This is a genomic window from Providencia sp. PROV202 (assembly GCF_028479565.1).
In the GTDB taxonomy this organism is placed as follows: domain Bacteria; phylum Pseudomonadota; class Gammaproteobacteria; order Enterobacterales; family Enterobacteriaceae; genus Providencia; species Providencia zhijiangensis.
Genome location: NZ_JAMPNV010000010.1, coordinates 96,501 through 120,845, shown reverse-complemented (window position 1 = coordinate 120,845; position 24,345 = coordinate 96,501). Strand labels below are relative to the sequence as shown.

The window sequence follows — 24,345 nt, the reverse complement described above, 5'->3', positions numbered from 1 at the left end:
GTAAGTTTTTTGGAATTATACCGCTCTAAATAATATTGCCTAATACTTTTAGTTCACTTACCACATCCAGTCTGGAGAGGTAAGTCTATCAGCGTTTCCAAGCACGCAAGCGTGATACCATGCTCCCTTAATGCAGTGAATAATCCGCTAGACGAAACATGAGGACAACCGAGCTTGTCTTTAATATGTTGAATTCTTTTATGCTCATTAGCTTCCGCGCACCCTTGAATATAGCTAATTTCTTTGACTTTACAGTGAGATAAAAGTAGGCGAATTGTGATCATTTCCTTGCGCGTAAAACGAATATTACCGAAACGCATATATTTGTGAGGGTTTAATAATTCTGGCGTTACATTTTTTGTTTTCCCTAATAATTTAGTATCTAAAGATATATTGGCTCTCATTGGCAAAACAACTTCCGGACTTTTTTTCCACAACTGATAGGCATACTCTGAGATGATAGGGCGATGCTTATAAATGGATAACATATCTGAGAATGTTAACTGCTTATTTGAGTTTACCGTTGTAATTTCAAAGGTATTACCATATCGATTACAAAAGTCTACTTTAAACTTGTTCTTTTTAGCTTTGGCAAGAATTTGCTGTAATGAATCTGAATAGTTATTCCAATATTGCAGGCTTGACTTTAATCGCTCTTCCACTAATTTATCTATATCATTATCTATAGAAACCAATTGCCACTCATAATTATTAGAAGCTATATGCATATTTTTATTTTTTATATCTATACAGAAGTAGGTGATATCTACATCATTCCAATCAAATATGTTTGAAAACTCACTTTTAAAGTTACTACAAACCCCTTCAAATAATAGACTTTCTACATTCATTTTATTTCCCTCATATATTTTATATTTCACCACTCAGACTTCATTTCCAGATAATTAAAATTTAACCCTATATATAATAAATCGTAGTGCACCACAAAACGTTAAGAAAAAACCAATGTAAACCACATTTATTGATGCCAGATACGTTATAACCAAAGGTGAAAAACCCCCAAAAAGCATTGCTGCAAAATTAAACCCTAGAGCTAGTGTAACGACTTTTCCTTTAGCAACCTTAAATAAAATAAAAGGAGTTGTAGCTAAAATCATGGCAGCGTAAATATTGATGATAAACTGTGCCAATATAATTAATTCAATGGATTGAGTATTTATCATTGCATAAGCTGGAATAGAAAAAAACACCATAGAAATAACACCCAGATTAAAGACTTTTTCCACAATATTATATTTATCCGCTAACCACCCGAAAATTAACATTAATAAAAGTGCTAAAATTGCGAGTGACAACGCCCAGTTTGTTTTTTCTGCGATAACTTGCATTTTATCAAGAAGCACAACGGTTGAAAAATGTTGTACAAAAAATATAATATTCCCAGGTATTGTTAATAAAAACACCGAAAACATATGAATATAATTTAATTTTTCTTCATTAACTTCTTTAGTATTATTCTCTGGTAATTTAATCCTAAACCAAAAACTAATTGCAATATTAAGTAAGCCTAAAAACAATGGAATTCGCCAGCCTACCCTTTGCATAAATTCAGCTTCTAAAAAGTACTCAAGGAAAAAAACGACACTTAATGAGAAAATAATACCAAGTAATGTACTACCATTTATTATGGCTGATAACCTTGCCCTTTCATTATTTTGGGAGTGATTAAAAAGATAGGTTATTAATGATGGATATTCCCCTGCATAACTAAATGCCAGCGCCATTTGTAAAATTAAAATAGCAATGGGTGTATAATTACCTAATAAATTAATAGGCAATAAAGCCATACAGAGTGTTGCGGCTCCTGTAATAAAACTTGTTAACACTAACGCCGATTTTTTTCCTTTCCTATCCGCATAGCGCCCTATGACATAAGCCCCAATCGGTCGAATAAGAAATCGTAATGCAAATATTCCCCATACCATTTCAGTCGCTTGGTTATAGCCTAGCCTTTCTAACTCCGCACTTAAGTAACCTGATATTGCCGCAAAAATAGCAATATCATAATATTCCAATGTATTTCCTGCCACAGCGCCAAATCGATATTTCCATTTCATAATAAAATCCTTTTTATATAATATAAAAATCATCAATTACATATTAAGTAATTTATAGACTTCCATTGAGCAATGGACGTTTATTTATATCATCGTAAAATAGAAATAAAAAGAATAGATTTAGATTAAAATTTAAAATATAAAAGTTAATATTTTAATTAATTAAATATGAAAAATAAGCAGGGTGAGATTTAAATCATACTCTTGAAATATAAAAATTTGACGCTCTAAATAGTTCGTGCTGTAGCTAGGCGGCAAAAGAGTTAATCCCTAGGAGCATACACAAGTATGTGACTAGGGTTAACGAATACAGCCAACAACGCTATGGCGCGAAATATGAAGAGCCTAGGCGGCAAAGGAGCTAATCCCTAGAAACATACAAAAGTATGTGACTAGGATTAGCGAGTGTAGCCAACAACGCTACGGTGCGAACTATGACGAGCGACTCGATAACGCTACGGCGTGAACTACATGACGAGCATCAGTGCTCGCGAGCATGGTTAATCGTATACTTCGGAATATCAACAACGAGGTCTTCATCCGTAACACGTGCCTGACAGCTTAGACGGCTTTCTGGCTCGAGGCCCCATGCTTTATCTAGCATGTCATCTTCGAGTTCGCTGCTTTCTTCGAGAGAGTCAAAGCCTTCACGAACGATGCAGTGGCAGGTTGTGCATGCGCAGGATTTTTCGCAGGCATGGTCGATTTCAATTCCATTGCGCAGTGCTACGTCTAAAATAGATTCGCCCTCTTGTGCTTCGACTACGGCACCTTCCGGACATAACGTACTATGAGGTAAAAAAACGATTTTAGGCATAATTATATCTCATCCACAGAATGGCCTGACAGCGCCTGACGAATAGATGCATCCATTCGGCGAGCGGCAAATTCTTGGGATTTCTTATCCAGTTGTTTAATTGCATTTTCAATAACAGTAGGGTCTGTGCCTTCTACTGCTTGGATTAACTCATTGACCGCATTATCAATTTCTGTCTCTTCGGTTGGAGTCAGTAAATGTGCATCTTGCTCTAATGCGCTCGTTAAACTTTCAAGCACTCTTGCCGCTTCAACTTTTTGCTCCGCTAGGCGGCGCGCATTTAAATCGTCTTGCGCGTTAGTCATTGAATCTTTAATCATGGTTGAAATTTCAGTGTCAGTTAAACCGTAGGATGGCTTAACTTGAATCGATGCGGCAACACCCGTGGATTTTTCCATGGCACTCACGCTGAGTAAGCCATCGGCATCCACTTGGAATGTGACACGAATATGTGCACCACCAGCCGCCATTGGCGGAATGTCACGCAGCGTAAAGCGGGCTAATGAACGGCAATCTGAAACCATTTCACGCTCACCTTGTACAACGTGAACGCTCATGGCGGTCTGTCCATCTTTGAATGTCGTGAATTCTTGCGCGCGAGCCACAGGAATGGTGGTGTTGCGCGGAATGACTTTTTCCACCAAGCCGCCCATGGTTTCCAAACCTAATGACAGCGGGATCACATCCAAAAGCAGCATGTCACTGTCTGGTTTATTGCCCACTAAAATATCGGCTTGAATTGCAGCGCCGATAGCCACGACTTTGTCTGGATCGATGGAGGTTAATGGTGTGCGACCAAAAAACTCGCCCACTTTTTCACGAACTAATGGTACGCGAGTCGAACCACCAACCATGACCACATTTAAGACATCGTCATTTTCTACGCCGGCATCTTTTAAGGCACGACGGCACGCCATCAGTGTACGTTTGATGTGGGTTTCAATCAGTGACTCAAACGTTTCACGGCTAACTGTACCTTGCCAAGTTGGCAGCGTAACTGTCGCGGAATCTGCGTCACTTAATGCGATTTTTGTTTCGGTAGCAATGTTTAATAATTGGCGCGTTAAATGGTGGTCACCCTGAATGGAAAGTCCCGCTTGCTGTGCAATCCACTGCGCCAATACGTGGTCGAAATCATCGCCACCTAACGCCGTATCACCACCTGTTGCCAATACTTCAAAGACACCTCGGCTCAGGCGTAAAATCGAAACGTCAAACGTACCGCCACCTAAATCATAAACGGCGATCACCCCTTCTTGACCGGAATCTAAACCATAAGCAATCGCGGCCGCAGTAGGTTCATTCAGTAAACGTAAAACATGCATACCCGCCAAACGAGCCGCATCTTTGGTGCCTTGGCGCTGGGCATCGTCGAAGTAAGCTGGAACCGTGATCACCACGCCATCCATTTCACCACCAAGAGTTTGCTCTGCGCGCTTTGCCAACGTTTTTAAAATATCAGCAGAAACTTGAATAGGATCCACTTGCCCTGCCGCCGTTTGAATAAATGGCAGACCGTTTTCGCTAGCTGTTAACTGATAAGGTAAATCCGGGTAACGTTTTTGAATATCGGCTAATGAACGCCCCATCATGCGTTTCACTGAAATCACGGTATTGACAGGATCTTGTTCGGATAATTGTTTCGCTTCCCAACCCACAATCCGGTTATCTGCTTGATAATTCACCACAGAAGGAAGCAAATAGCGCCCTTGTTCATCGGGTAATGCCGCCGCTTCACCACTACGAACAGTGGCAATCAAAGAGTGTGTTGTACCAAGATCGATCCCGGCCGCCAATTTACGTTGGTGCGGCGCGGCGGTCATTCCTGGTTCGCTAATCTGTAATAAAGACATAATCGTTTTCTCTTAAAAGTCGTCTAGTAACCGTTCTTCGAGTTGCTCAGCTTGTTGCTGTAACTTATCGAGAAAACGCAATTTTCGAACGGTATCAGCGGCTTTTTCCCACTGCATCGCATCGAGTTCTGAAACCATCAAGGCGCTGCGCGTCTGCTGCATTTGTTTGACATTTTTCATAAAGGCAGACACCCGTTCAAGGGCTTGCGGGCTGTTTTCGATGTTATCTAACTCTTCACGTAATTCGAGTTGCTCCATCAGGAATGCAGTATCATGCATGGTATGTTGTTCGTTATTTATATCAAAACCATGTAATAACAGCATATATTCCGCGCGTTTCAGCGGATGACGAAGGGATTGATATGCCGCATTGATAGTCGCAGCATGTTGGATTGCTTGCATTTTTTCCTGTTCTGAACAGGTTGCAAAGCGATCGGGATGATATTGTCGCTGTAATTCTTGAAAGCGATGCGTGAGTTGCTCACTGTCAATCGCGTAATTAGGGGTTAGCCCAAAAAGAGTAAAGTAATCCATAAGTGCTCAGTTTCTCGAACCGGGTACCAATGTAGCTAAGCTTAGCTAAAGATTATGTGGTCATTAACGCCACGTTAGTTACATTGGTCAAAGTCATGCTCATTTGAAGACATTATACGTGAAAACTTTCACCGCATCCGCATTCACTGTTAACGTTAGGGTTATTAAATTTAAACCCTTCGTTTAAGCCTTCTTTTACAAAATCCAGCTCAGTGCCGTCTAAATAAACCATGCTTTTGCCATCGACGATGACTTTAACACCTTTGTCTTCAAAAACGGTGTCTTCTTCATTAATTACATCAGCGAATTCAAGCACGTATGCCATTCCCGAGCAACCTGAAGTTCTTACACCCAAACGCAAGCCTTCGCCTTTACCACGATTATTCAAGAATGCTTGAATTCGTTGCGCTGCACTTTCAGTAAGAGAAATCGACATTGCAAACCTCACTTTAGAAACAAACAAGGCAGATGCTAGAAATTATTAGCATCCGCCTTCAAATCATCGGTACAACTCATTATATTTAAAGTTGCATAATAAATACATCTTTAATTAATTTGAGTTTAACTATCAGTCGTGGGCTGTCTATTTTTGTTGTTTATATGCTCTAAGGTACAGCCCTTACTTACTGATATTTATCTATTATTTGCCTTGGCGTTTGCTTTTGTAATCAGCAATAGCAGCTTTGATTGCATCTTCAGCCAGAATTGAGCAGTGAATTTTCACTGGCGGTAATTCTAACTCTTCCGCGATCGCTGTATTTTTGATTGACTCAGCTTCGTCTAAGCTTTTGCCCTTCATCCACTCAGTGACCAGTGAACTTGATGCAATTGCAGAGCCGCAACCATAGGTTTTAAAACGTGCATCTTCGATGATACCGTCATCATTTACCTTGATTTGTAACTTCATAACGTCACCACAAGCAGGTGCACCTACCATACCGCTACCCACGCTTGGATCATTGTTATCAAATGAACCGACGTTACGTGGATTTTCATAATGATCGATAACTTTTTCGCTGTAAGCCATTTTTAAACTCCTGAAACTGTCTGATTAATGGTGAGACCATTCGATGCTGTTGAGATCTACGCCTGCTTTAAACATATCCCATAAAGGAGACAGCTCACGTAAGTGGCCGATCGCACCATGAATTTGTTTAATTGCATAGTCAATTTCTTCTTCAGTCGTAAAGCGACCGAAAGAAAAGCGAATTGAGCTATGAGCCAGTTCGTCATTCATACCTAATGCACGCAGCACGTATGAAGGTTCTAAGCTTGCAGAAGTACATGCAGAACCCGAAGAAACTGCTAAATCTTTCAGCGACATCATTAATGATTCACCTTCAACATAGTTGAAGCTGACGTTCAGAATGTGCGGCGCACCATTTTCTAAGTCACCGTTAAGGTAAACTTCTTCGATATCTTTAATACCGTTCCATAAACGTAAGCGTAAACCGCGCAGACGTTCCGATTCTTGAGCCATTTCTTCTTTAGCAATACGGTAAGCTTCGCCCATGCCCACGATTTGGTGAACAGGTAAAGTTCCTGAACGCATACCACGTTCATGGCCGCCACCGTGTTGCTGCGCTTCCAAACGAATACGTGGTTTACGACGAACATACAGTGCGCCGATACCCATTGGTCCGTACAGTTTGTGTGCAGAGAATGACATCAGGTCAACTTTTAACGCTGACAGGTCGATAGGCAATTTACCAACGCTTTGGGTGGCATCAACGTGGAATACGATGCCACGGCTACGGCATAATTCGCCGATTGTAGCGATGTCCTGAACAATACCGATTTCGTTATTCACGTGCATGATTGACACTAAAATGGTGTCTTCGCGCATTGCCGCTTCTAACTCTTTCAGGTCAATTAAACCGTTGCTTTGAGGTGCTAAGTAAGTCACTTCAAAACCTTCACGCTCTAATTGACGGCAGGTATCCAGAACAGCTTTATGTTCTGTTTTACAAGTGATGACGTGCTTGCCTTTTTTCTGATAGAACTGGGCAGCACCTTTGATAGCTAAGTTATCAGATTCTGTTGCACCTGATGTGAAGACGATTTCACGAGGATCCGCATTCACTAATTCAGCGATTTGATTACGAGCAATATCTACCGCCTCTTCAGCTTGCCAGCCGAAACGGTGTGAACGAGATGCTGGGTTACCAAAATTCCCATCCATTGTTAGACATTGCATCATTTTTTCAGCAACGCGCGGGTCGACAGGCGTAGTTGCTGAATAATCTAGATAAATCGGTAATTTCATTGCTCACATACTCCAAAGGACAAGACAACTTTGCCTTTAATTTTTTAATGACCCCAATGGTGCAAGCCGCTATAGGTTGGGCTTTTTCACCATTTGGTGATCGACTGCAATTTATAATCTATTTTTTATTAGGCACGAACATTGATAATGGATTCTGGCGTAATGCCGTTCGGCATTGTTTTACGCTTTTCATTATCTTGCCTATCAGCAACATCCAGAACTTCTTGGTTCTTAACCAGCTCATCAAGGCTGATGCTGCTAAGGAAACTGGTGATTCTGTCGCTTAGGTCACGCCATAATGCGTGAGTTAAGCAGCGGTCGCCATTTTGACAACCTTCTTTATTACCCTGACAACGGGTTGCATCTACGGATTCATCGACCGCAGCAATTACTTCAGCAACAAAGATTTGGTCTGCATCACGCCCAAGCAGATAACCGCCACCAGGACCGCGAACACTAGAAACTAAATCGTTTTTACGTAAACGAGAGAAGAGTTGCTCAAGATAAGAGAGGGAGATTCCCTGACGTTCAGAAATATCAGCTAAAGGTACTGGACCAGTCTGAGAGTGTAACGCGACATCTAGCATCGCAGTTACTGCGTAACGCCCTTTGGAAGTGAGTCTCATAACATAAATACTCCGTGGTAAAATATGCAGCAATTGTGACATACCTGAGTAATTTGGTCAACCATTTACCTGACTAATTTACTCAAGTATTATGCTCACTTCACCACGGCATTAACCTCATTTTTTCGCCCATTTTTCCATTGATGTCAAAATGCCGCGAAGAATATGCAACTCTTGGGTTTCTACATGGGCACGGGTAAATAAACGTCGCAGTTTATTCATAATTAATCCCGGATGCGCCTTGCGAATAAAGCCCGATTCATTCAATACGCTTTCAAGATGAACATAGAAACGTTCTAAATCTTCAGCCGGTGGATATTCTACCTCATCATCCGTCGATGTTTGCGTATTTTTTTCAGCAATTGCCAAATACGCCATGCGGATCTCGTAGCTAACTAATTGAACCGCCATTGCCAGATTCAGCGAACCGTATTCTGGGTTGGTTGGAATGTACAAATGATAGTTACATTTTTGCAATTCTTCGTTGGTTAAACCGACACGCTCACGGCCAAAAACAATCGCGACCGGTGACTCTTTTGACTGTTCAACAGATTTCACGCCACATTCACGAGGCTCGACCATTGGCCAAGAAAGTGTACGAGAACGTGCGCTGGTACCAATGACTAATTTGCACCCTTCTAATGCTTCATCGAGAGATTTTACGATTTTTGCATTACCAATCACATCACTTGCACCCGCGGATAACGCGATAGCATGAGAATCAGGTTCAACGAGTGGGTTAACTAAATAGAGGTTTGAAAGCCCCATGGTTTTCATTGCACGAGCGGTTGAGCCCATATTGCCAGTGTGTGAGGTTTCAACAAGAACGATACGAATATTTTCTAGCATGGTTTATACGTTGTCATGAAAAATTAATCGCAAGAGTCTAACACAAAATTGCTTATTGTGACGAACATCTATATACTTTGCGTCTCTTGATTTTCGTTCTTTAACATCCCAGTGGAAAATACCCATGCATCCGATGCTTAACATCGCCATACGTGCTGCACGTAAGGCTGGTAATTACATAGCTAAAAACTATGAAGATCCTCAGAACGTAACAGTAACCCAAAAGGGTGCTAACGATTTCGTCACTAACGTTGACCGTGACGCTGAACAAATCATCGTTGATATTATTCGTAAATCTTACCCAGACCACACTATCATCACTGAAGAAAGTGGCGAGTTATTAGGCAAAGATGAAGATATTCAATGGGTAATCGATCCACTGGATGGCACCACCAACTTCACAAAACGTTTCCCTCACTTCTCAGTTTCTATCGCTGTACGCATTAAAGGCCGTACAGAGGTTGCTGCTGTCTATGACCCAATGCGTAACGAATTATTTACTGCGGTACGTGGTCAAGGTGCTCAAATGAACGGTTACCGTTTACGTATGGCTGAGAAACGCGACCTTGAAGGCGCAGTTGTCGCAACTGGCTTCCCATTCAAACACAAGCAACACGCACCTATCTACATGAACATCATGGGCAAAATGTTTGACCAATGTGCAGATTTCCGTCGCACGGGTTCAGCAGCTCTGGATTTATGCTATGTGGCTGCGGGTCGCGTTGACGCTTACTTCGAAATCGGTTTAAAACCATGGGATTTCTTAGGTGGCGAACTGATCATGCGTGAAGCGGGCGGGATCATGACTGACTTTGTAGGCGGTCATAACTATTTAGCATCAGGTAACTTAGTCGCAGGTAGCCCACGCGTTGTTCGCGATATTCTGGCTGCAATGAAAGATGAATTATCTGAAGCATTAAAACGTTAATTTAATCCTCGTTAAATTTACTAAAAAGGGCGCTAGTGAAAACTAAGCGCCCTTTTTATTATTGCGTTACGGTAACTCCAGTCTAAGACTAAGCCGTCACTCTTGGTCGAATAAACAGTGCAGGCACAGCTAAGAGCGCCATCAAATAAAACACGACGCCATGTTGGTCAGGCATACGCTCATAAATATACCCCACCATAATAGTAACCACCGCGAGCCCGCCTCCAGTTGCTAAGGCAGAATAAGCCCCTTGCAACGGTATAATTTCATTTTCTTTACGCGCACTAATAAATCGCATCGCAGCTAAGTGGCAAACGGTGAAGGTTCCACTGTGTAATATTTGCACAATAATTAAGACTGGCAATGCAGTAAATGCCCCCATCATTCCCCAGCGGATAATCCCACACACTGCGGATAATAAAAGTAAATTACGGGCACTCCAGCGTCGGAATAATCGATGGCTCAGCATAAAGACAATCACTTCGGCCACCACACCCAGCGACCATAAATTACCGATCACTAAATCAGAATAACCCGCTTCTTTCCAGAACAACGAAGCAAACCCGTAATAAGCGGCGTGCGCACCTTGCAATAAAGTCACACAGATTAAAAACATCAGTATATTTTTATCTGCGATCAGTTGTTTGAATGAGACTTTATTTGCACCTTCTGCTTTTGCTACTCCCGCTGGCATAATCGCAGGTTTCAACATGGCTCCCAATAATAGGGCCGCGCAGCTGATCACTAATGCGACCATTATCGAGGTATGTCCCCACACCCCAGCAAAATATCCCATTGATGACGAGCCAATAATAAAGGCAATTGAGCCCCAAACTCGGATTTTGCCATAATCAAACGTAAATTGTTTCTGCCATGTTCCTGCTAATGAGTCCCCTAATGGCACCATAGGAGCAAAAAATAGGTTAAATCCAATCATGACAAACATCAGCCACGCCCAATGGGAGCCGAACGAAAATCCAATGGAGAAAATAAGGGAAAGCGCCGCCAGTAATCGTAATGCATTGATCAGTTTGGAAGGCTCTTTAACCTGGGGAGTGATAAACATCGCACCGAGAAAACGCGCCGCAAGTCCGATACCTAACAAAAGCCCTATCATTTCTGCATCTATTCCCTCACCTTGTAGCCACACGGACCAAAATGGCAAGAAAATACTGTAGGCAAAAAAGTAGGTAAAATAATCAATCGCTAGCCAACGCGTTGATGGAATAACCATCACTCCTCCCTTATTTTCATCTTCCCCTACTATTGAGGGGTTTAAAACGGACAACAAAAAACCCGCTTTTACCAAATGTAGAAGCGGGTTTATCGTGCTAATTCACTGCACGCTATTGGTTAATTACCATTATGCGTAAACTGGGTATTTTTTGCAGATAGCTAATACTTTCTGTTTAACAGCTTCAATGGTTGCTTCGTCATTGAGGTTGTCCAGAATATCACACATCCAGCCAGCTAGCTCGCGTGCATCTGCTTCATTGAAGCCACGACGCGTAATTGCAGGAGAACCGATACGAACACCAGAAGTGACAAACGGGCTCTTCGGATCATTAGGTACGCTGTTTTTGTTTACCGTAATGTTTGCGCGACCCAGTGCTGCGTCAGCATCTTTACCAGTAATATCTTTGTCAACTAAGTCAACTAAGAACAGGTGGTTTTCAGTACCGCCAGACACCACTTTAAAGCCGCGTTTTTGGAAAACTTCTACCATTGCTTTCGCATTTTTTGCAACTTGCTGTTGGTAAGTTTTGAACGCAGGCTCCATCGCTTCTTTCAGTGCTACCGCTTTACCTGCGATAACGTGCATCAGAGGACCGCCTTGTGAACCTGGGAATACCGCAGAGTTCAGACGCTTATACAGGTCTTCGTCGCCGCCTTTAGCTAAAATCAGACCACCACGTGGGCCCGCTAGAGTTTTGTGTGTTGTTGTCGTAACGACGTGAGCATGTGGAACTGGGTTAGGGTAAACACCCGCCGCCACCAGACCCGCAACGTGTGCCATATCAACGAACAGGTAGGCACCGATGCTGTCAGCGATTTCACGCATTTTAGCCCAATCAACCACACCAGAATATGCGGAGAAGCCGCCGATGATCATTTTAGGTTGATGTTTTTTCGCTTGAGCCGCGATATCGTCGTAATCGATTTTACCGCTTTCATCGATACCGTAAGGAACGATGTTATACAGTTTACCGGAGAAGTTTACTGGAGAACCGTGAGTTAAGTGACCGCCATGCGCCAAGTTCATACCTAATACAGTGTCACCTGGTTGCAGCAGCGCCATATAGACCGCAGCATTAGCTTGTGAACCAGAGTGTGGCTGTACGTTTGCGTAGTCAGCACCAAATAACGCTTTCGCGCGGTCGATAGCTAATTGCTCAACCACATCAACGAATTCACAACCACCATAATAACGTTTAGTTGGATAACCTTCCGCATACTTATTGGTCAGCTGAGAGCCTTGAGCCTGCATAACTCGTGGGCTGGTATAGTTTTCAGAAGCAATTAATTCAATGTGTTCTTCTTGACGTTGTACTTCTTTTTCCATTGCTTCCCACAGTTGTGGGTCGTAATCTGCAATATTCATTTCACGCTTTAACATTCGCTTCTCCTGCCTCAGCAATTCAATAAGGTAACAATCAATTCAACTTAATGACTGACAGTGTAAACTCTTTTTCGTCGTTGAGATAGCCCCTACGAAAAAATATACGCAAACGATTGCATTAATTTTTTTGCTTTCAGATACCTTTAAACAACACAAAATATAATAGCGCACATTTTAATAATACCGAGACGAATATCTAACTTTGCTAGCCACCTCTAATTTTGCGGTGAATTCCCCCACTTTTTGATGCGTTAATTATTTACATCTCCCGCTAAATATTATAAGTTGCATACAAAATACATGTTTATAAATTCATAATATTATGAAAATAATTCAGGAGTACCTGTATGCTTGACCAACAAACTATCGCCACAATTAAATCCACCATCCCTGCCATCGCAGCAACTGGCCCTAAATTAACCGCTCACTTTTATGACAGAATGTTTAAACAACATCCTGAGCTGAAAGATATTTTCAATATGAGAAATCAAACGAATGGCGATCAGCGTGAAGCCCTATTCAACGCCATTTGCGCTTATGCAGTCCATATTGAAACCCCCGAAGCGTTAATTGGCGCAGTGGAGAAAATTGCCCAGAAACATGCCAGTTTAAATATCAAACCTGAGCACTACCCGATTGTCGGGGAAAACCTTCTCGCTGCGATTGATGAGCTACTGAGCCCGGGTCAAGAAGTGTTGGATGCTTGGGGAAGAGCTTATGGCGTGTTGGCGGACATTTTCATTAACCGTGAAAGCACGATTTACCGTGAAAACGCGGAAAAGTCCGGCGGATGGGAAGGTTTACGTGAATTCAAAATCACTAAAAAACAACCTCAAAGTGCTGTTATCACCAGTTTTGAACTCACTCCGGTAGATGGTAAAGCGGTGGCGGATTATCGTCCAGGGCAATATATTACTGTGTACCTGAATGAAAATAGTTTTGAAAATCAAGAAATTCGCCAGTATTCACTCACTACTGCGCCAAATGGGAAAACCTACCGTATTGCGGTGAAACGTGAAGAGCAAGGCACCGTTTCTGGCTTCTTACATCAAAATCTCAATGAAGGCGATATTGTTCGTTTAGCGCCACCATGCGGTGATTTTTACCTTGATGTCGAACCGAAAACACCAGTGACTTTAATTTCTGCTGGCGTCGGCTTAACACCAATGCTTAGCATGCTTAACCACCTCACCACGCACCAACATCAAGCACCTGTGAATTGGCTACATGCTGCTGAAAATGGGGATGTACACGCTTTTAATCAAGAAGTTAGCCAGTTGATATCACAACATACCCAAGGTCATTCAGCAGTCTGGTTTAATCAACCTTCGCCACAAGATCAACTGGGTGAAGATTACCAATACCGTGGATTACTGGATTTAACGCAAGTTAAAGAGAAAATGCTTCAGCCAAATATGCAATTCTATTTCTGTGGACCAGTTGGCTTTATGCAGCATGTTGGAAAACAGCTAATTGAAATGGGTGTTACTGCCGATAATATTCATTATGAGTGTTTTGGCCCTCATAAAGTATTACCGTTAAATTAACCGCGGTTATTCATTATAGTGGATTGTTTTTAAAGCTTTAGTTTTAAATTATTTTTAATTTTTGCGGTAACGGACTCGCATATAAATATATTATCATCCCATGTAGGATATATTTATCCCGTTACCGCATTTTTCATTCTAGTTAAATCGCTTCTTCATCCTGCTCACCCGTACGAATACGAATTACGCGAGCGACATCATACACAAAGATTTTTCCATCACCGATTTTGCCGGTTTGCGCCGTTTGCATAATAGTTTCTACACAGCTTTCAACAATATCATCCGGCACAACGATTTCAATTTTTACCTTTGGTAAAAAATCCACCATATATTCCGCGCCACGATACAGTTCAGTGTGACCTTTTTGGCGACCAAAGCCTTTCACTTCAGTCACCGTCATACCCGTGATCCCCACTTCGGCTAACGCTTCGCGCACATCATCAAGTTTGAATGGCTTTATAATTGCATCAATTTTTTTCATTTTCAGTTCCTGTTATGACCAGTTTTTACGGCCAAAACCTGAGGTAATCGGATAACGACGATCTTTACCGAAATTACGCATTGTGATCCGCGGTCCAACAGGAGCCTGACGGCGCTTATATTCGTTAATATCGACAAGACGCACAACTTTGCGAACAATTTCTCTATCAAATCCGAGCTTGATAAGGTCAGCCACAGATAAATCTTTTTCTACATAACCGTCTAAGATGGCATCTAACACATCATAAGGCGGTAAACTATCTTGGTCTAATTGCCCTGGAGCCAGTTCCGCTGAAGGTGGTCTATCAATCACGCGCTGCGGAATTGCTGGCGATATTGTATTACGATATTTAGCCAGTTCAAAGACCAGCGTTTTTGGCACATCTTTAAGGACATCGAAGCCCCCCGCCATATCACCATACAAGGTTGAATACCCAACTGCGGATTCGCTTTTATTACTGGTCGTCAATACTAAACGGCGACGCTTATTGGACATCGCCATTAAGATCACGGCGCGGCAACGGGCTTGTAAGTTTTCTTCCGTGGTATCCGGTTGAGTACCTTCAAACATCGGCTGCAATTGCGTCATAAAGGCATCAAACATCGGTTCGATGGAGACGATATCAAACTCAACACCCAGTAATTCCGCTTGCTCTTTAGCATCATGGATGCTCATTTCAGAGGTGTAACGGAACGGCATCATAACGGCTTGAACGCGATCTTTACCGATAGCATCCGCCGCAATCGCCACAGTTAATCCTGAATCAATCCCACCGGATAACCCTAAAATCGCCCCATTAAAGCCATTTTTGTTGATGTAATCGCGGGTTGCTAAGACTAATGCTTGATACACCTGAGCAATTTGCGACACTTCAGGCTGCTTCGGCTGCTCAGTCACTAATTTCGCATCTTCAAAGGTGACTGTCGCCACTTGCTCTGCAAATTCAGCCATTTGGTAGACTTGCTTGCCTTTGTTTGCCAGCACTTTCGAGCCGCCATCAAATACGAGTTCGTCTTGTCCGCCCACTTGGTTCAGATAGACAATCGGCAAACCGGTACGCTGAGCATGTTCCACCAGCAGATCACTGCGAATGTGCTCTTTGTTTAAATCATACGGTGAAGCATTAATGGTGAGAACCAACTCAGCCCCCGCCCCTTTCACCGCATCAATCGGTTCGTCATACCAAATATCTTCGCAAATCAGTAAACCGAGCTGATAGCCTTTGAATTCCACCACGCAGGTTTTTTCTGCTGCAGTGAAATAACGAGGCTCATCAAAAACACCATAATTAGGCAGCTCTTGCTTAAAGTAACGGGCTAATAGCTTTCCTTGGTAGAAAAATGATAATGCGTTATAAATTTCATTATCTTCGTACCACGGGTGACCCACGATGATCCCGCATTGACCGCTAGCTTGTTGTAAACGTTTTAATTGTGCGGTGCAACGCTCTTCAAAATCGTGGCGGAAGAGTAAATCTTCAGGGGAGTACCCTGTTAGAGCCAACTCAGAAAACATGACAATATCAGTATTTTCAGCCTGTTCTTCAACAGTTTGCAACATACGATCACAGTTGCCTTCGATGTCGCCAACCAGCCAGTTAAGTTGTGCCAGTGAGATATTAAGCTTACGGCTCATAACGTGTTTGTTCTCCCTTAATCCTTTAGGCTATAAAGGTTTTATTCTTTAAAATCATTCGCTTCTAAATCGTGACGCCCAAGTAATTTATAAAACTCAGTACGGTTGCGTCCCGCCATGCGTGCAGCTTGGGTCACGTTGCCTTTGGTCATCTGCAATAATTTACGCAGATAATTTAATTCGAATTGGTTACGCGCTTCCACAAAGGTCGGTAGCGCCGTATTTTCGCCTTCCAGGGCTTGGCTAACGAGGGCTTCGCTGATCACTGGAGATGTCGTCAATGCGACACACTGCTCAATCACGTTCACTAACTGGCGCACGTTTCCGGGCCAACTTGCAGTCATCAAGCACTTCATCGCATCGCTCGAAAAACTGCGCACAAAGGGTTTATGGCGGCTCGCAGCTTCACGTAATAAATGATTCGCTAATAACGGAATATCTTCCGAGCGTTCATTCAACGCAGGGATCCGCAAGTTCACCACATTCAAACGATAATAGAGATCTTCACGGAACTCGTTTTTTTCCATCGCTTTCGGTAAGTTACGATGGGTCGCAGAAATAATGCGTACATCAATATCTAAATCGCGATTACTTCCTAGCGGGCGAACCTTACGTTCTTGCAGAACACGCAGCAGTTTGACTTGCAGCGGCATCGGCATATCACCAATTTCGTCTAAAAAGAGCGTCCCACCGCTGGCAGCAAAAAACAGCCCTTCACGACTACTGACTGCACCTGTAAACGCGCCTTTAGCATGTCCAAACAGTTCAGACTCCAGCAATTGTTCAGGTAATGCGCCACAGTTAATCGCGATAAACGGTTTATGAGCACGTGGGCTCACTTTGTGGATTGCTTGCGCTAATACTTCTTTACCCGTACCACTTTGCCCATTAATCAGCACACTCACATCCGATTGCGCCACCATATGCGCCTGCTCAAGCAAGCGGATCATGAGCGGGCTACGCGTGACAATGCCAGCGCTCCACTCTTCATCACTCATCGGTGTAGAAGATAATGCTAATGCCTCATCAATGGCTTTATAAAGCGCGTCTTTATCAACGGGTTTGGTTAAGAAACTAAACACCCCGCGCTGCGTTGCCGCAACCGCATCAGGGATCGAACCATGAGCCGTTAAAATAATCACCGGAAGATTCGGATGGGCTTTTTGCACTTCATCAAACAGCGCCATACCGTCCATTTCATCCATGCGTAAATCGCTAATAACGAGGTCGATTTTTTCTTTCTGGAGTAATTTTAGTGCTTCAGGCCCACTCTCCGCTGTTGAGACTTTAAAACCTTCACTGCTCAAACGCATACCAAGCAATTTTAGCAGGCTAGGATCATCATCCACCAAAAGTAAGTTAGCTGACTTACGGCCGGTCATTGTGCTTTATTCTCCGAGGAATTTTGTTCGGCTGGGGCTGGCTTCGTTTCTGCTGGCGCAGCAACAGCGGCTTCATCTTCTTTTTCAACTTCATTCGCATTTTTCTTGCGAGAAGAGAGCTGGCGTTCGATATCCGTTAAGTTCTCTAACTTGCGGGAAGTATTATTAAGCTCAAAACGCAGCTTGGCATTATCTTCTTTTAGACGGTCAAGCTTTGCATCCATCTCCTGCTGCATACGTTTATAACGGGCATTCGCATCTGCAAGGTTAATCACTTGAACCTGCTGCTCGCGCCACAATTGCAATAATGGGCGAATTGGTGTTGGGAAGCTCAAACTATAGGTGTTGATGCTATCAAGCATTTGGCGACGCTCAGCGATTGTCGGCTCCGCTGAGCCTAAGAGAATATTTTTGGTAAATGAAGTAGACCAATCATTCACTTCAATCTTTTTCGCTTCGGCACGTGCTTTGTCAGCATCCATTCTATCCACACAGCCCATCATACGTAACCAATAGAGGGCATTTTCCTGTGAGATAGGTTCTTGATTTTCCCAAATTGATTCGCAAGAAGCGTAACGGTAATCCGTGGTTTTCACTTCTGGAATAACGACTTTAGCGAGAGTTTCTAATGGTGATTGACCGTTCTTCGCCACACACCCCGTTAAAATGAGCGAGAATAAAATCATTCCCAAAGGAGTGCCTACGCGGGAAGACTTAACGCTTGTCCCACGGCGAATGGAGATTGTTTTTGTCTTCGACAGTACTGCATTACACAATACCGCCAAGAAATCTGTAGACCTGTTTTGCATTATTATTCGTTCTCTGCGGTTAAAGGCAATTCAATTCGGAAGCAAACATCCGCGGATTTATGTGGCACTAATGATAATTCACCACCCATCTGCTTAATACAATCTTGCGCGATGCTAAGCCCTAACCCACTTCCTTTGACGGCACCTTTTCTTTGGAGGCTGCCTTGATAGAAAGGTTCAAAAATCATATTTTGCTCAGACTCAGGGATAGGCGTGCCCGTATTGGCAACCTCAATGAGTAACTTATTCCCTGTCCTGCGGCTTGAGATCCAAATATTACCTGATTCGCCACCATAGTGCACCGCATTGGAGTAGATATTATCAATAACCCTTCCGAGTAAGGTCGGTTCTGCAAGACAACTTTCCACTTTTAAGCGGACATCGGTGATAATACCTTTCGCTCTTGCGGGTAAATTATGTGCATTAACAATATCTTCAATAAGCTTTTTCAAATCAACTTGCTGGGCAACGGGCGGCTCATCGACTAATTTCCGATTATAGTCAAGAAGCTGTTCAATAAGTTGCTGAAGATGCTTACTGCTCTGGTCAAGAATATCAACCACCTCTTTTTGTGAGCTAGTTAACGGACCTGCAACCTCATCTGCCAATAATTCTGTTCCTTCTCGCATACTGGCTAATGGTGTTTTCAGCTCATGGGAAATATGACGCAAAAACTCATGGCGCTGGGATTCTAACCAAGCCAACCGTTCACTTAACCAAATAATTCTCTGAGCAATGATCCGCAATTCTCTTGGGCCTTTAAAACGGTCAGTATCATTTTCCAGAGTCAGTCCCGTTCCTAAACGGTTAATCATACGTTCAATGATTTTAACCGGGCCGATAATCATACGAGTAAATAAGGTCACCAACAGTGCGCTTAGCAAGAAGAGGATCAGTGTTTGCCAACCAAATAATTGTCCTTTATTCGCAATGGCTTTTTGAAGCTGTTCACCGCGGCTAAAAATAACCTCTCGAGTTTGCTGAACGACAGCCGTATTTTGCGCTGAGAATTGCTCTAACACTTTAGTCGTGGCTTCCATCGGCTCATTATTTTCACAACTAATCGCTTTCAGCTTTTGCAGGCCAGTAAAGAGCCCTAGCACTTCAGGTGTCTCTGGCAAAATAGTTTTTTGGCGTTCCAGCATCTGTTCATAATCAGCAAACTGCTTTTCATACTGCGTCTGTAAGGCTTTATCTTGCAATACACAATACTGGCGATAGCTGCGCTCCATTTCCAGCGCGAGGCTACTCATCGCTTCACTGCGCCGAGCATCAAGCAGCGTAGTTTTATTGATATCCGCAGCCTGATTACTCAATTGTTCTAGACTTTGATAAGCCTGATAAGCCAATACCAATAATGGTAAAAGGACTAACCAAAAAGCCATGACCACTAACTGCCGCAATGAGCGCGGAAAAAGACGCAATTTACTCAACGCATTCATCTCTTACCTATTTATATGTAATTCAATGGTAGCAGAACTCCAGTTAATGCGAAAAGTGCTGTTTACATTGATGATAGAGAAACCAATAAACAAATAGATAGCAATGAACATGCCAAAAAAGTGACTGAAACATGAATGATTTCAGATAAAAACACCACAATAGAACGGAAGGATTAATTCGATAAAAAGGATAAACTTGATAGAAAGGATAAACTCATAGAAAGGAATGTTGATACCCCAGAAATGGGAAGGCGGAGGGAAGAATTGCTTCTCACCTCCGCCAGCGATACTCGGCATTACGCTTGAATGTCGATTTTTTGCATATGATTATGTCTTTCATTAAAGATAATCATATAGGTGGTGCCTCACTCCACGTGTCGCCCTGTGTTTGATAAAGCTCGAAAGCGAATATCGATGATATCGGACGGTAGGCACCTTACTTTGGCATCATTCGGGTTTTATGTGGTATGTTCCCATTTGCTAGGTTTCCCCAAGCTTGGACCTACATAAGCAATTGAATGAGCAACTGACAAATATTATGCACAACCCGTGCCAACTTTTCAATGAGATTTTTATATCATTGATTTTTATCAAAATTTATCTTCTTACTCATTTACATCATTTCTGAATTGATCTGAATACAGAAAAACGCCACTTACCCAACACAAATCTGTCTCCAATTTAAGACAGTGAATCCTCTCGTTTTTAAATGCTTTATTTATCAATAAGATAAATGTCTCCTTTTAGAGACACTAAAGATCCATGTTTGTCGCCAATATTAGACATTTAGGTTAAGCTACATCCAGATAACAATAAAAATTAGTGTAACCTCGTGATCTTATTGTTTTTTATATTGGTATAGTTAATTTATAGTTTTGATGGTTTTTCCCTTCCCTACGATACTTCAAGTTCCTAATAAAAATACCCTATTCATTCATATACGGAGACTCTATGAGCTTGTCGTCATCCTATGTTTTTTCTCATCTGGAACCTGGCGTTCGATTAATTCACAAATCCGTTGGTTTTATTTTTCAAGCAGCCCTACGTGCGGCAGTGAAGTTAGAATTGGCTGAACATCTGCAAAGTGGTCCTCAAACCGCAGAGCAAATTGCACAAAAAGTTGATGCTAATGCCACGATAATCCACCAAATTCTACGTCTACTCGCCACGCAAAATGTTTTTTCTGCTATTGATGATTGCCAATTTGCATTGAATTCAGATGCTGAATTTCTGTTAGCTGAACACCCTTACTCAATGCGAAGTGCCGTCTTAATGCTCACTGACCAAACATTTTGGCTCCCTTCATTGCATTTTTCAGCGATGGCGCGGGGAGAACCTGTTTTTGAACATATCTTCGGTAGCTCCTTTTTTGATTACTGGGAAAATGAGGCAAATACCGCTGATAGTTTCCATGATGGCATGGCATCACTCTCACGCATTGAAATCCCATTTATCATCACCCAACTTTCATTCCCTGAAAACAGCGTGATTGCCGATATTGGTGGTGGAACGGGTGGCTTACTTGCTGAAATATTAAAAAATAATCCGAATACTCAAGGTATCCTCTTTGACCTAAAAGCCGTGACGGATAAACACATTCTTCATGATTTAAACGAGGATAACCGCTGGACTATTGAAAGTGGTTCTTTCTTTGAGAAAGTCCCTACTGCGGATTTTTATATTTTAAAAACGGTAGCCCATGACTGGAGCGACCAACAACTAGTAAAAATATTCAACGTCATTCGTAGCTCCATGAAGGATGAATCAAAGATCCTATTGATTGATTACCATTTCCCACACAGTAATCACCTTAATGTTGGAAAATTAGTGGGACTTTTATGCACCAACATCAACGTGGGTGCTGATGAACGTTCTAAAGAAGATTTTGAGCTGCTGTTGCATCAAGCAGGCTTAAAAGTCACCAACTTTATTAAAACTGACTGTGATTTATCGATTCTTGAAGCCCAAATAATCTAATAATATTCTCGCACTCGCTTTCACGGTATTTTAGCAGCGAGTGTATAGTCATTCACCAAAACCTATTTTATTTGATGGCAAACTCACTTCATCCCCAAATAAAATATTGCCATCCTATTTATTATCGCTATGATCCTGCGCGTTTCATTTCTGATGTACGTCAGAATTTTATGTTATTCCGCTAGCTTATCCATCCCTATATTGATATAAGACTGGCAAATGGTCTCCTACTTACTCTTAACATTACAATGATAAAAATAGCCCTTATTGATGACCATATTGTTGTTCGCTCCGGTTTTGCCCAATTACTGACGTTAGAACCTGACATTAGTATTGTGGGACAATATGCGAGTGCGCAAGAAGCATGGCCGCACCTAATTAGCCTCGATATTGACGTGGCGATTATGGATATATCAATGCCAGATGAGAGCGGTTTACAACTGCTAACCCGTTTACGTAAAAAAAAGCCCGAGTTTCGTACCATTATTTTAAGCATCTATGACACCCCTGCTTTCGTGCAAAGTGCACTTGATGCTGGCGCCAGTGCCTATCTCACCAAATGCTGCGGACCTGAAGAATTAGTCCAGGCGGTACGCTCTGTTCACCAAGGTGGGTGCTACCTGTGTGCTGATGCAATGCGAGCCTTGCGCCAAACACCGCAGCAAAAACAAGGTGTTCAAGAGCTCACTAACCGTGAGCGCGAAGTCTTTGATTTACTGGTGGCAGGTCTCAGTGTGAAAGTCATAGCCGAACAATTAAACCTCAGCCATAAAACGGTGCATGTACATCGCGCGAATGTCCTCGGGAAATTGCAATGCGAAAGCACCATTGATTTAGTGCACTACGCCTTAGAACACAACATCATTTCTCGATAGACCGATTTCCGTTACAGCAAGGTAACGTCCCAGCAAGGTAAATAGTAATGAACAAAGCGGCTCGTTTAGGATTACAGTCTCTCTTCCTATTATTTACCTACTCACTGATTTGGGTGGGGTTATGGATCATCGGCTTTTATCTTAGCCAAAATAGCTTTCAAGCCACCCTATTTCTACCGCAAGCCTTACGCCTCACCTTGATGATCCTATTATGGCGACGCTACTGGCCAACGGTTTTACTCGCTGAAGGGCTACTGACCTACTGGCTTGCACAAGAGCAATTACTCACTCAACCTATTTTGCTGTTATCCCCAATATTGAGCCTGCTGGTTGCGATGGTTATCCAAAATATTTGGTGGCGATATACCCTTTATTGGCAACGGCTTATTTTGTTACTGGCTGGTGTGGCCGCCAATAGCATACTCAATGCCTTGCTATTTGGGCTTTTGTCTCAATATTCCATTAGCCAATTATTCTTAACGACATTTACGGGTGGAATTCTCCTCTCCCCCTTTGTTTATCTTATCTATGAATACTTGCACGAACAGCACTATCATATGCTGCTTGACTATGGAACCACGGATAAGCAATTACGTACTTCATTGATTATTTGGTGTTTTCTTTTCTGCCTTGTTGGTTTAAGTGCCCAAATTTTCTTTGCCCCAGAAATTGAGCAACTGATTGTTTTATTAGTTTTTATTCCCAATATTTTTATGGCATACCGTTATGGCTGGCAAGGCGGTGTGTTATCCGCATTACTGGGAAGCTTAATCATCACCTTTGCAAGACAGTTCCACGGGGCTTTTGATGATCTCCAAGAACTACAACTGTTTTTAAGCTCTCAAGCCTTGATTGGTATCGGGTTAGGTATTGCTATCAGCCGCCAGAAGCAACTCTCAAGTAATTTACAACGCTACCGCCAGCGATTAGAAGAAGAACTTCATGCCCGTCGAGACCTGATGCGCCAACTCGTGCACACCGAAGAAGATGTGAAGAAAGATATCGCCCGTGAACTTCATGATGAGATTGGACAAAACATTACCGCGATCCAAATCCAATCTATGCTGGTGAAGAAAACGGCGACTAACGATTTAAGCTATAACGCTGCCAGCCAAATTAATGAGCTAGCACTACAGATCCACCAAGCCACCCGCCATCTATTGCGCCAATTACGTCCGCCTGTACTCGATGAAATGTCCCTTGAAAACGCACTCACCCATCTAATCGGTGAATTTGCATTTAAAGAAAACAATATTCAATGTGACTTCCATTACGGATTAACTGAAACCCCAGCCAATGAAACGGTGTTATTCACCCTTTACCGTTTAGTTCAAGAGCTACTGAACAATATCAGCAAGCACGCCAAAGCCACAAAAATCCACATCTCACTCAATCAGCAAGGTGACTCGATACAGCTAATTGTGGATGACAACGGTGTAGGCATTCCTTTTAGCAAACGCACATCAGGCTTTGGTTTACGCGGAATTGAGGAACGAGTCAGGGCCTTAGGTGGTGACTGGACGCTAACAACGCAAAGTGGTACCAAAATAATTGTTAACTTGCCCACATTTTGAAATGAAATAGTGAAAAACTAGGAATTATTCTTAGCCTCCTAATACCTTATCT

General features: G+C 42.5%; 22 protein-coding genes. 5 read left to right on the top strand and 17 right to left on the bottom strand.

Going from position 1 to position 24,345, the window contains the following annotated elements; all coding sequences use genetic code 11:
• Positions 1-53: 53 nt before the first annotated feature.
• From PR799_RS06860 to trmJ, 10 genes are all read right to left on the bottom strand, one after another.
• The gene (locus PR799_RS06860; protein WP_272521563.1) at positions 54-851 is read right to left on the bottom strand and encodes a hypothetical protein; all 798 of its coding nucleotides are present in this window, start codon (positions 849-851) and stop codon (positions 54-56) included.
• A 54-nt stretch (positions 852-905) separates the two neighbouring features.
• Positions 906-2,078 (bottom strand): MFS transporter, encoded by a 1,173-nt coding sequence (locus PR799_RS06855; protein WP_272521562.1) that lies wholly within the window; start codon positions 2,076-2,078, stop codon positions 906-908.
• Positions 2,079-2,559: 481 nt separating this feature from the next.
• Positions 2,560-2,895 carry an ISC system 2Fe-2S type ferredoxin gene (gene fdx / locus PR799_RS06850; protein ID WP_154628967.1) on the bottom strand — a complete coding sequence of 112 codons (336 nt, stop codon included), beginning with the start codon at positions 2,893-2,895 and terminating at the stop codon, positions 2,560-2,562.
• A gap of 2 nt (positions 2,896-2,897) precedes the next feature.
• Complete coding sequence (hscA, locus tag PR799_RS06845) at positions 2,898-4,748, bottom strand: Fe-S protein assembly chaperone HscA (protein ID WP_272521561.1); 1,851 nt, start codon at positions 4,746-4,748, stop codon at positions 2,898-2,900.
• Positions 4,749-4,760: 12 nt separating this feature from the next.
• Positions 4,761-5,282 carry a co-chaperone HscB gene (hscB, locus tag PR799_RS06840; protein ID WP_154628969.1) on the bottom strand — a complete coding sequence of 174 codons (522 nt, stop codon included), beginning with the start codon at positions 5,280-5,282 and terminating at the stop codon, positions 4,761-4,763.
• A 112-nt stretch (positions 5,283-5,394) separates the two neighbouring features.
• The gene (iscA, locus tag PR799_RS06835) at positions 5,395-5,718 is read right to left on the bottom strand and encodes an iron-sulfur cluster assembly protein IscA (protein ID WP_154628970.1); all 324 of its coding nucleotides are present in this window, start codon (positions 5,716-5,718) and stop codon (positions 5,395-5,397) included.
• A 204-nt stretch (positions 5,719-5,922) separates the two neighbouring features.
• On the bottom strand, positions 5,923-6,309 hold the full coding sequence (gene iscU / locus PR799_RS06830) for a Fe-S cluster assembly scaffold IscU (RefSeq protein WP_036949481.1): 387 nt from the start codon (positions 6,307-6,309) through the stop codon (positions 5,923-5,925).
• A gap of 24 nt (positions 6,310-6,333) precedes the next feature.
• Complete coding sequence (locus PR799_RS06825; RefSeq protein ID WP_132495564.1) at positions 6,334-7,548, bottom strand: IscS subfamily cysteine desulfurase; 1,215 nt, start codon at positions 7,546-7,548, stop codon at positions 6,334-6,336.
• A gap of 128 nt (positions 7,549-7,676) precedes the next feature.
• Complete coding sequence (gene iscR, locus PR799_RS06820; RefSeq protein WP_036949477.1) at positions 7,677-8,174, bottom strand: Fe-S cluster assembly transcriptional regulator IscR; 498 nt, start codon at positions 8,172-8,174, stop codon at positions 7,677-7,679.
• A gap of 117 nt (positions 8,175-8,291) precedes the next feature.
• Entirely contained in the window at positions 8,292-9,023 is a 732-nt protein-coding gene (gene trmJ / locus PR799_RS06815; protein WP_036949475.1) for a tRNA (cytosine(32)/uridine(32)-2'-O)-methyltransferase TrmJ, read from the bottom strand.
• 124 nt (positions 9,024-9,147) lie between these two features.
• Between trmJ and suhB the strand changes: the two genes are divergently transcribed.
• Entirely contained in the window at positions 9,148-9,951 is an 804-nt protein-coding gene (gene suhB / locus PR799_RS06810) for an inositol-1-monophosphatase (protein WP_154602670.1), read from the top strand.
• A gap of 88 nt (positions 9,952-10,039) precedes the next feature.
• On the opposite strand, the gene PR799_RS06805 is transcribed toward suhB, so the two are convergent.
• Together PR799_RS06805 and glyA are read right to left on the bottom strand one after the other, a co-directional pair.
• The gene (locus PR799_RS06805) at positions 10,040-11,185 is read right to left on the bottom strand and encodes a 3-phenylpropionate MFS transporter (protein WP_154628971.1); all 1,146 of its coding nucleotides are present in this window, start codon (positions 11,183-11,185) and stop codon (positions 10,040-10,042) included.
• Positions 11,186-11,314: 129 nt separating this feature from the next.
• Positions 11,315-12,568: a serine hydroxymethyltransferase gene (gene glyA, locus PR799_RS06800; RefSeq protein ID WP_154628972.1), complete on the bottom strand. Its 1,254-nt coding sequence runs from the start codon at positions 12,566-12,568 to the stop codon at positions 11,315-11,317.
• 350 nt (positions 12,569-12,918) lie between these two features.
• Here glyA and hmpA point away from each other — a divergent pair, with 350 nt between their 5' ends.
• Positions 12,919-14,118: an NO-inducible flavohemoprotein gene (hmpA, locus tag PR799_RS06795; protein WP_272521560.1), complete on the top strand. Its 1,200-nt coding sequence runs from the start codon at positions 12,919-12,921 to the stop codon at positions 14,116-14,118.
• 142 nt (positions 14,119-14,260) lie between these two features.
• On the opposite strand, the gene glnB is transcribed toward hmpA, so the two are convergent.
• Genes glnB through PR799_RS06770 form a run of 5 tightly spaced genes read right to left on the bottom strand, consistent with a single transcriptional unit; the run spans position 14,261 to position 19,867 of the window.
• The gene (glnB, locus tag PR799_RS06790) at positions 14,261-14,599 is read right to left on the bottom strand and encodes a nitrogen regulatory protein P-II (RefSeq protein ID WP_004921424.1); all 339 of its coding nucleotides are present in this window, start codon (positions 14,597-14,599) and stop codon (positions 14,261-14,263) included.
• A 12-nt stretch (positions 14,600-14,611) separates the two neighbouring features.
• A complete protein-coding gene (locus PR799_RS06785; protein ID WP_154628974.1) occupies positions 14,612-16,234 on the bottom strand; it encodes an NAD+ synthase in 1,623 nt (540 codons plus the stop codon).
• A gap of 41 nt (positions 16,235-16,275) precedes the next feature.
• Positions 16,276-17,616 carry a two-component system response regulator GlrR gene (glrR, locus tag PR799_RS06780; protein ID WP_154628975.1) on the bottom strand — a complete coding sequence of 447 codons (1,341 nt, stop codon included), beginning with the start codon at positions 17,614-17,616 and terminating at the stop codon, positions 16,276-16,278.
• Positions 17,613-18,425, bottom strand: a complete 813-nt coding sequence (qseG, locus tag PR799_RS06775; protein WP_154628976.1) for a two-component system QseEF-associated lipoprotein QseG — start codon at positions 18,423-18,425, stop codon at positions 17,613-17,615. The genes glrR and qseG overlap by 4 nt, the downstream gene beginning before the upstream one ends.
• Positions 18,426-18,427: 2 nt before the next feature.
• Positions 18,428-19,867, bottom strand: coding sequence for a sensor histidine kinase (locus tag PR799_RS06770; RefSeq protein WP_154628977.1), 1,440 nt, complete (start codon positions 19,865-19,867; stop codon positions 18,428-18,430).
• Positions 19,868-20,818: 951 nt separating this feature from the next.
• Here PR799_RS06770 and PR799_RS06765 point away from each other — a divergent pair.
• The 3 genes from PR799_RS06765 (at position 20,819) to PR799_RS06755 (ending at position 24,293) form a co-directional block, all read left to right on the top strand.
• Positions 20,819-21,844, top strand: coding sequence for a methyltransferase (locus tag PR799_RS06765; RefSeq protein ID WP_154628978.1), 1,026 nt, complete (start codon positions 20,819-20,821; stop codon positions 21,842-21,844).
• Between the two features lie 248 nt (positions 21,845-22,092).
• Positions 22,093-22,719, top strand: coding sequence for a response regulator transcription factor (locus PR799_RS06760; RefSeq protein ID WP_272521559.1), 627 nt, complete (start codon positions 22,093-22,095; stop codon positions 22,717-22,719).
• Positions 22,720-22,766: 47 nt separating this feature from the next.
• Complete coding sequence (locus PR799_RS06755) at positions 22,767-24,293, top strand: MASE1 domain-containing sensor histidine kinase (RefSeq protein WP_154628980.1); 1,527 nt, start codon at positions 22,767-22,769, stop codon at positions 24,291-24,293.
• Positions 24,294-24,345 lie beyond the last annotated feature (52 nt).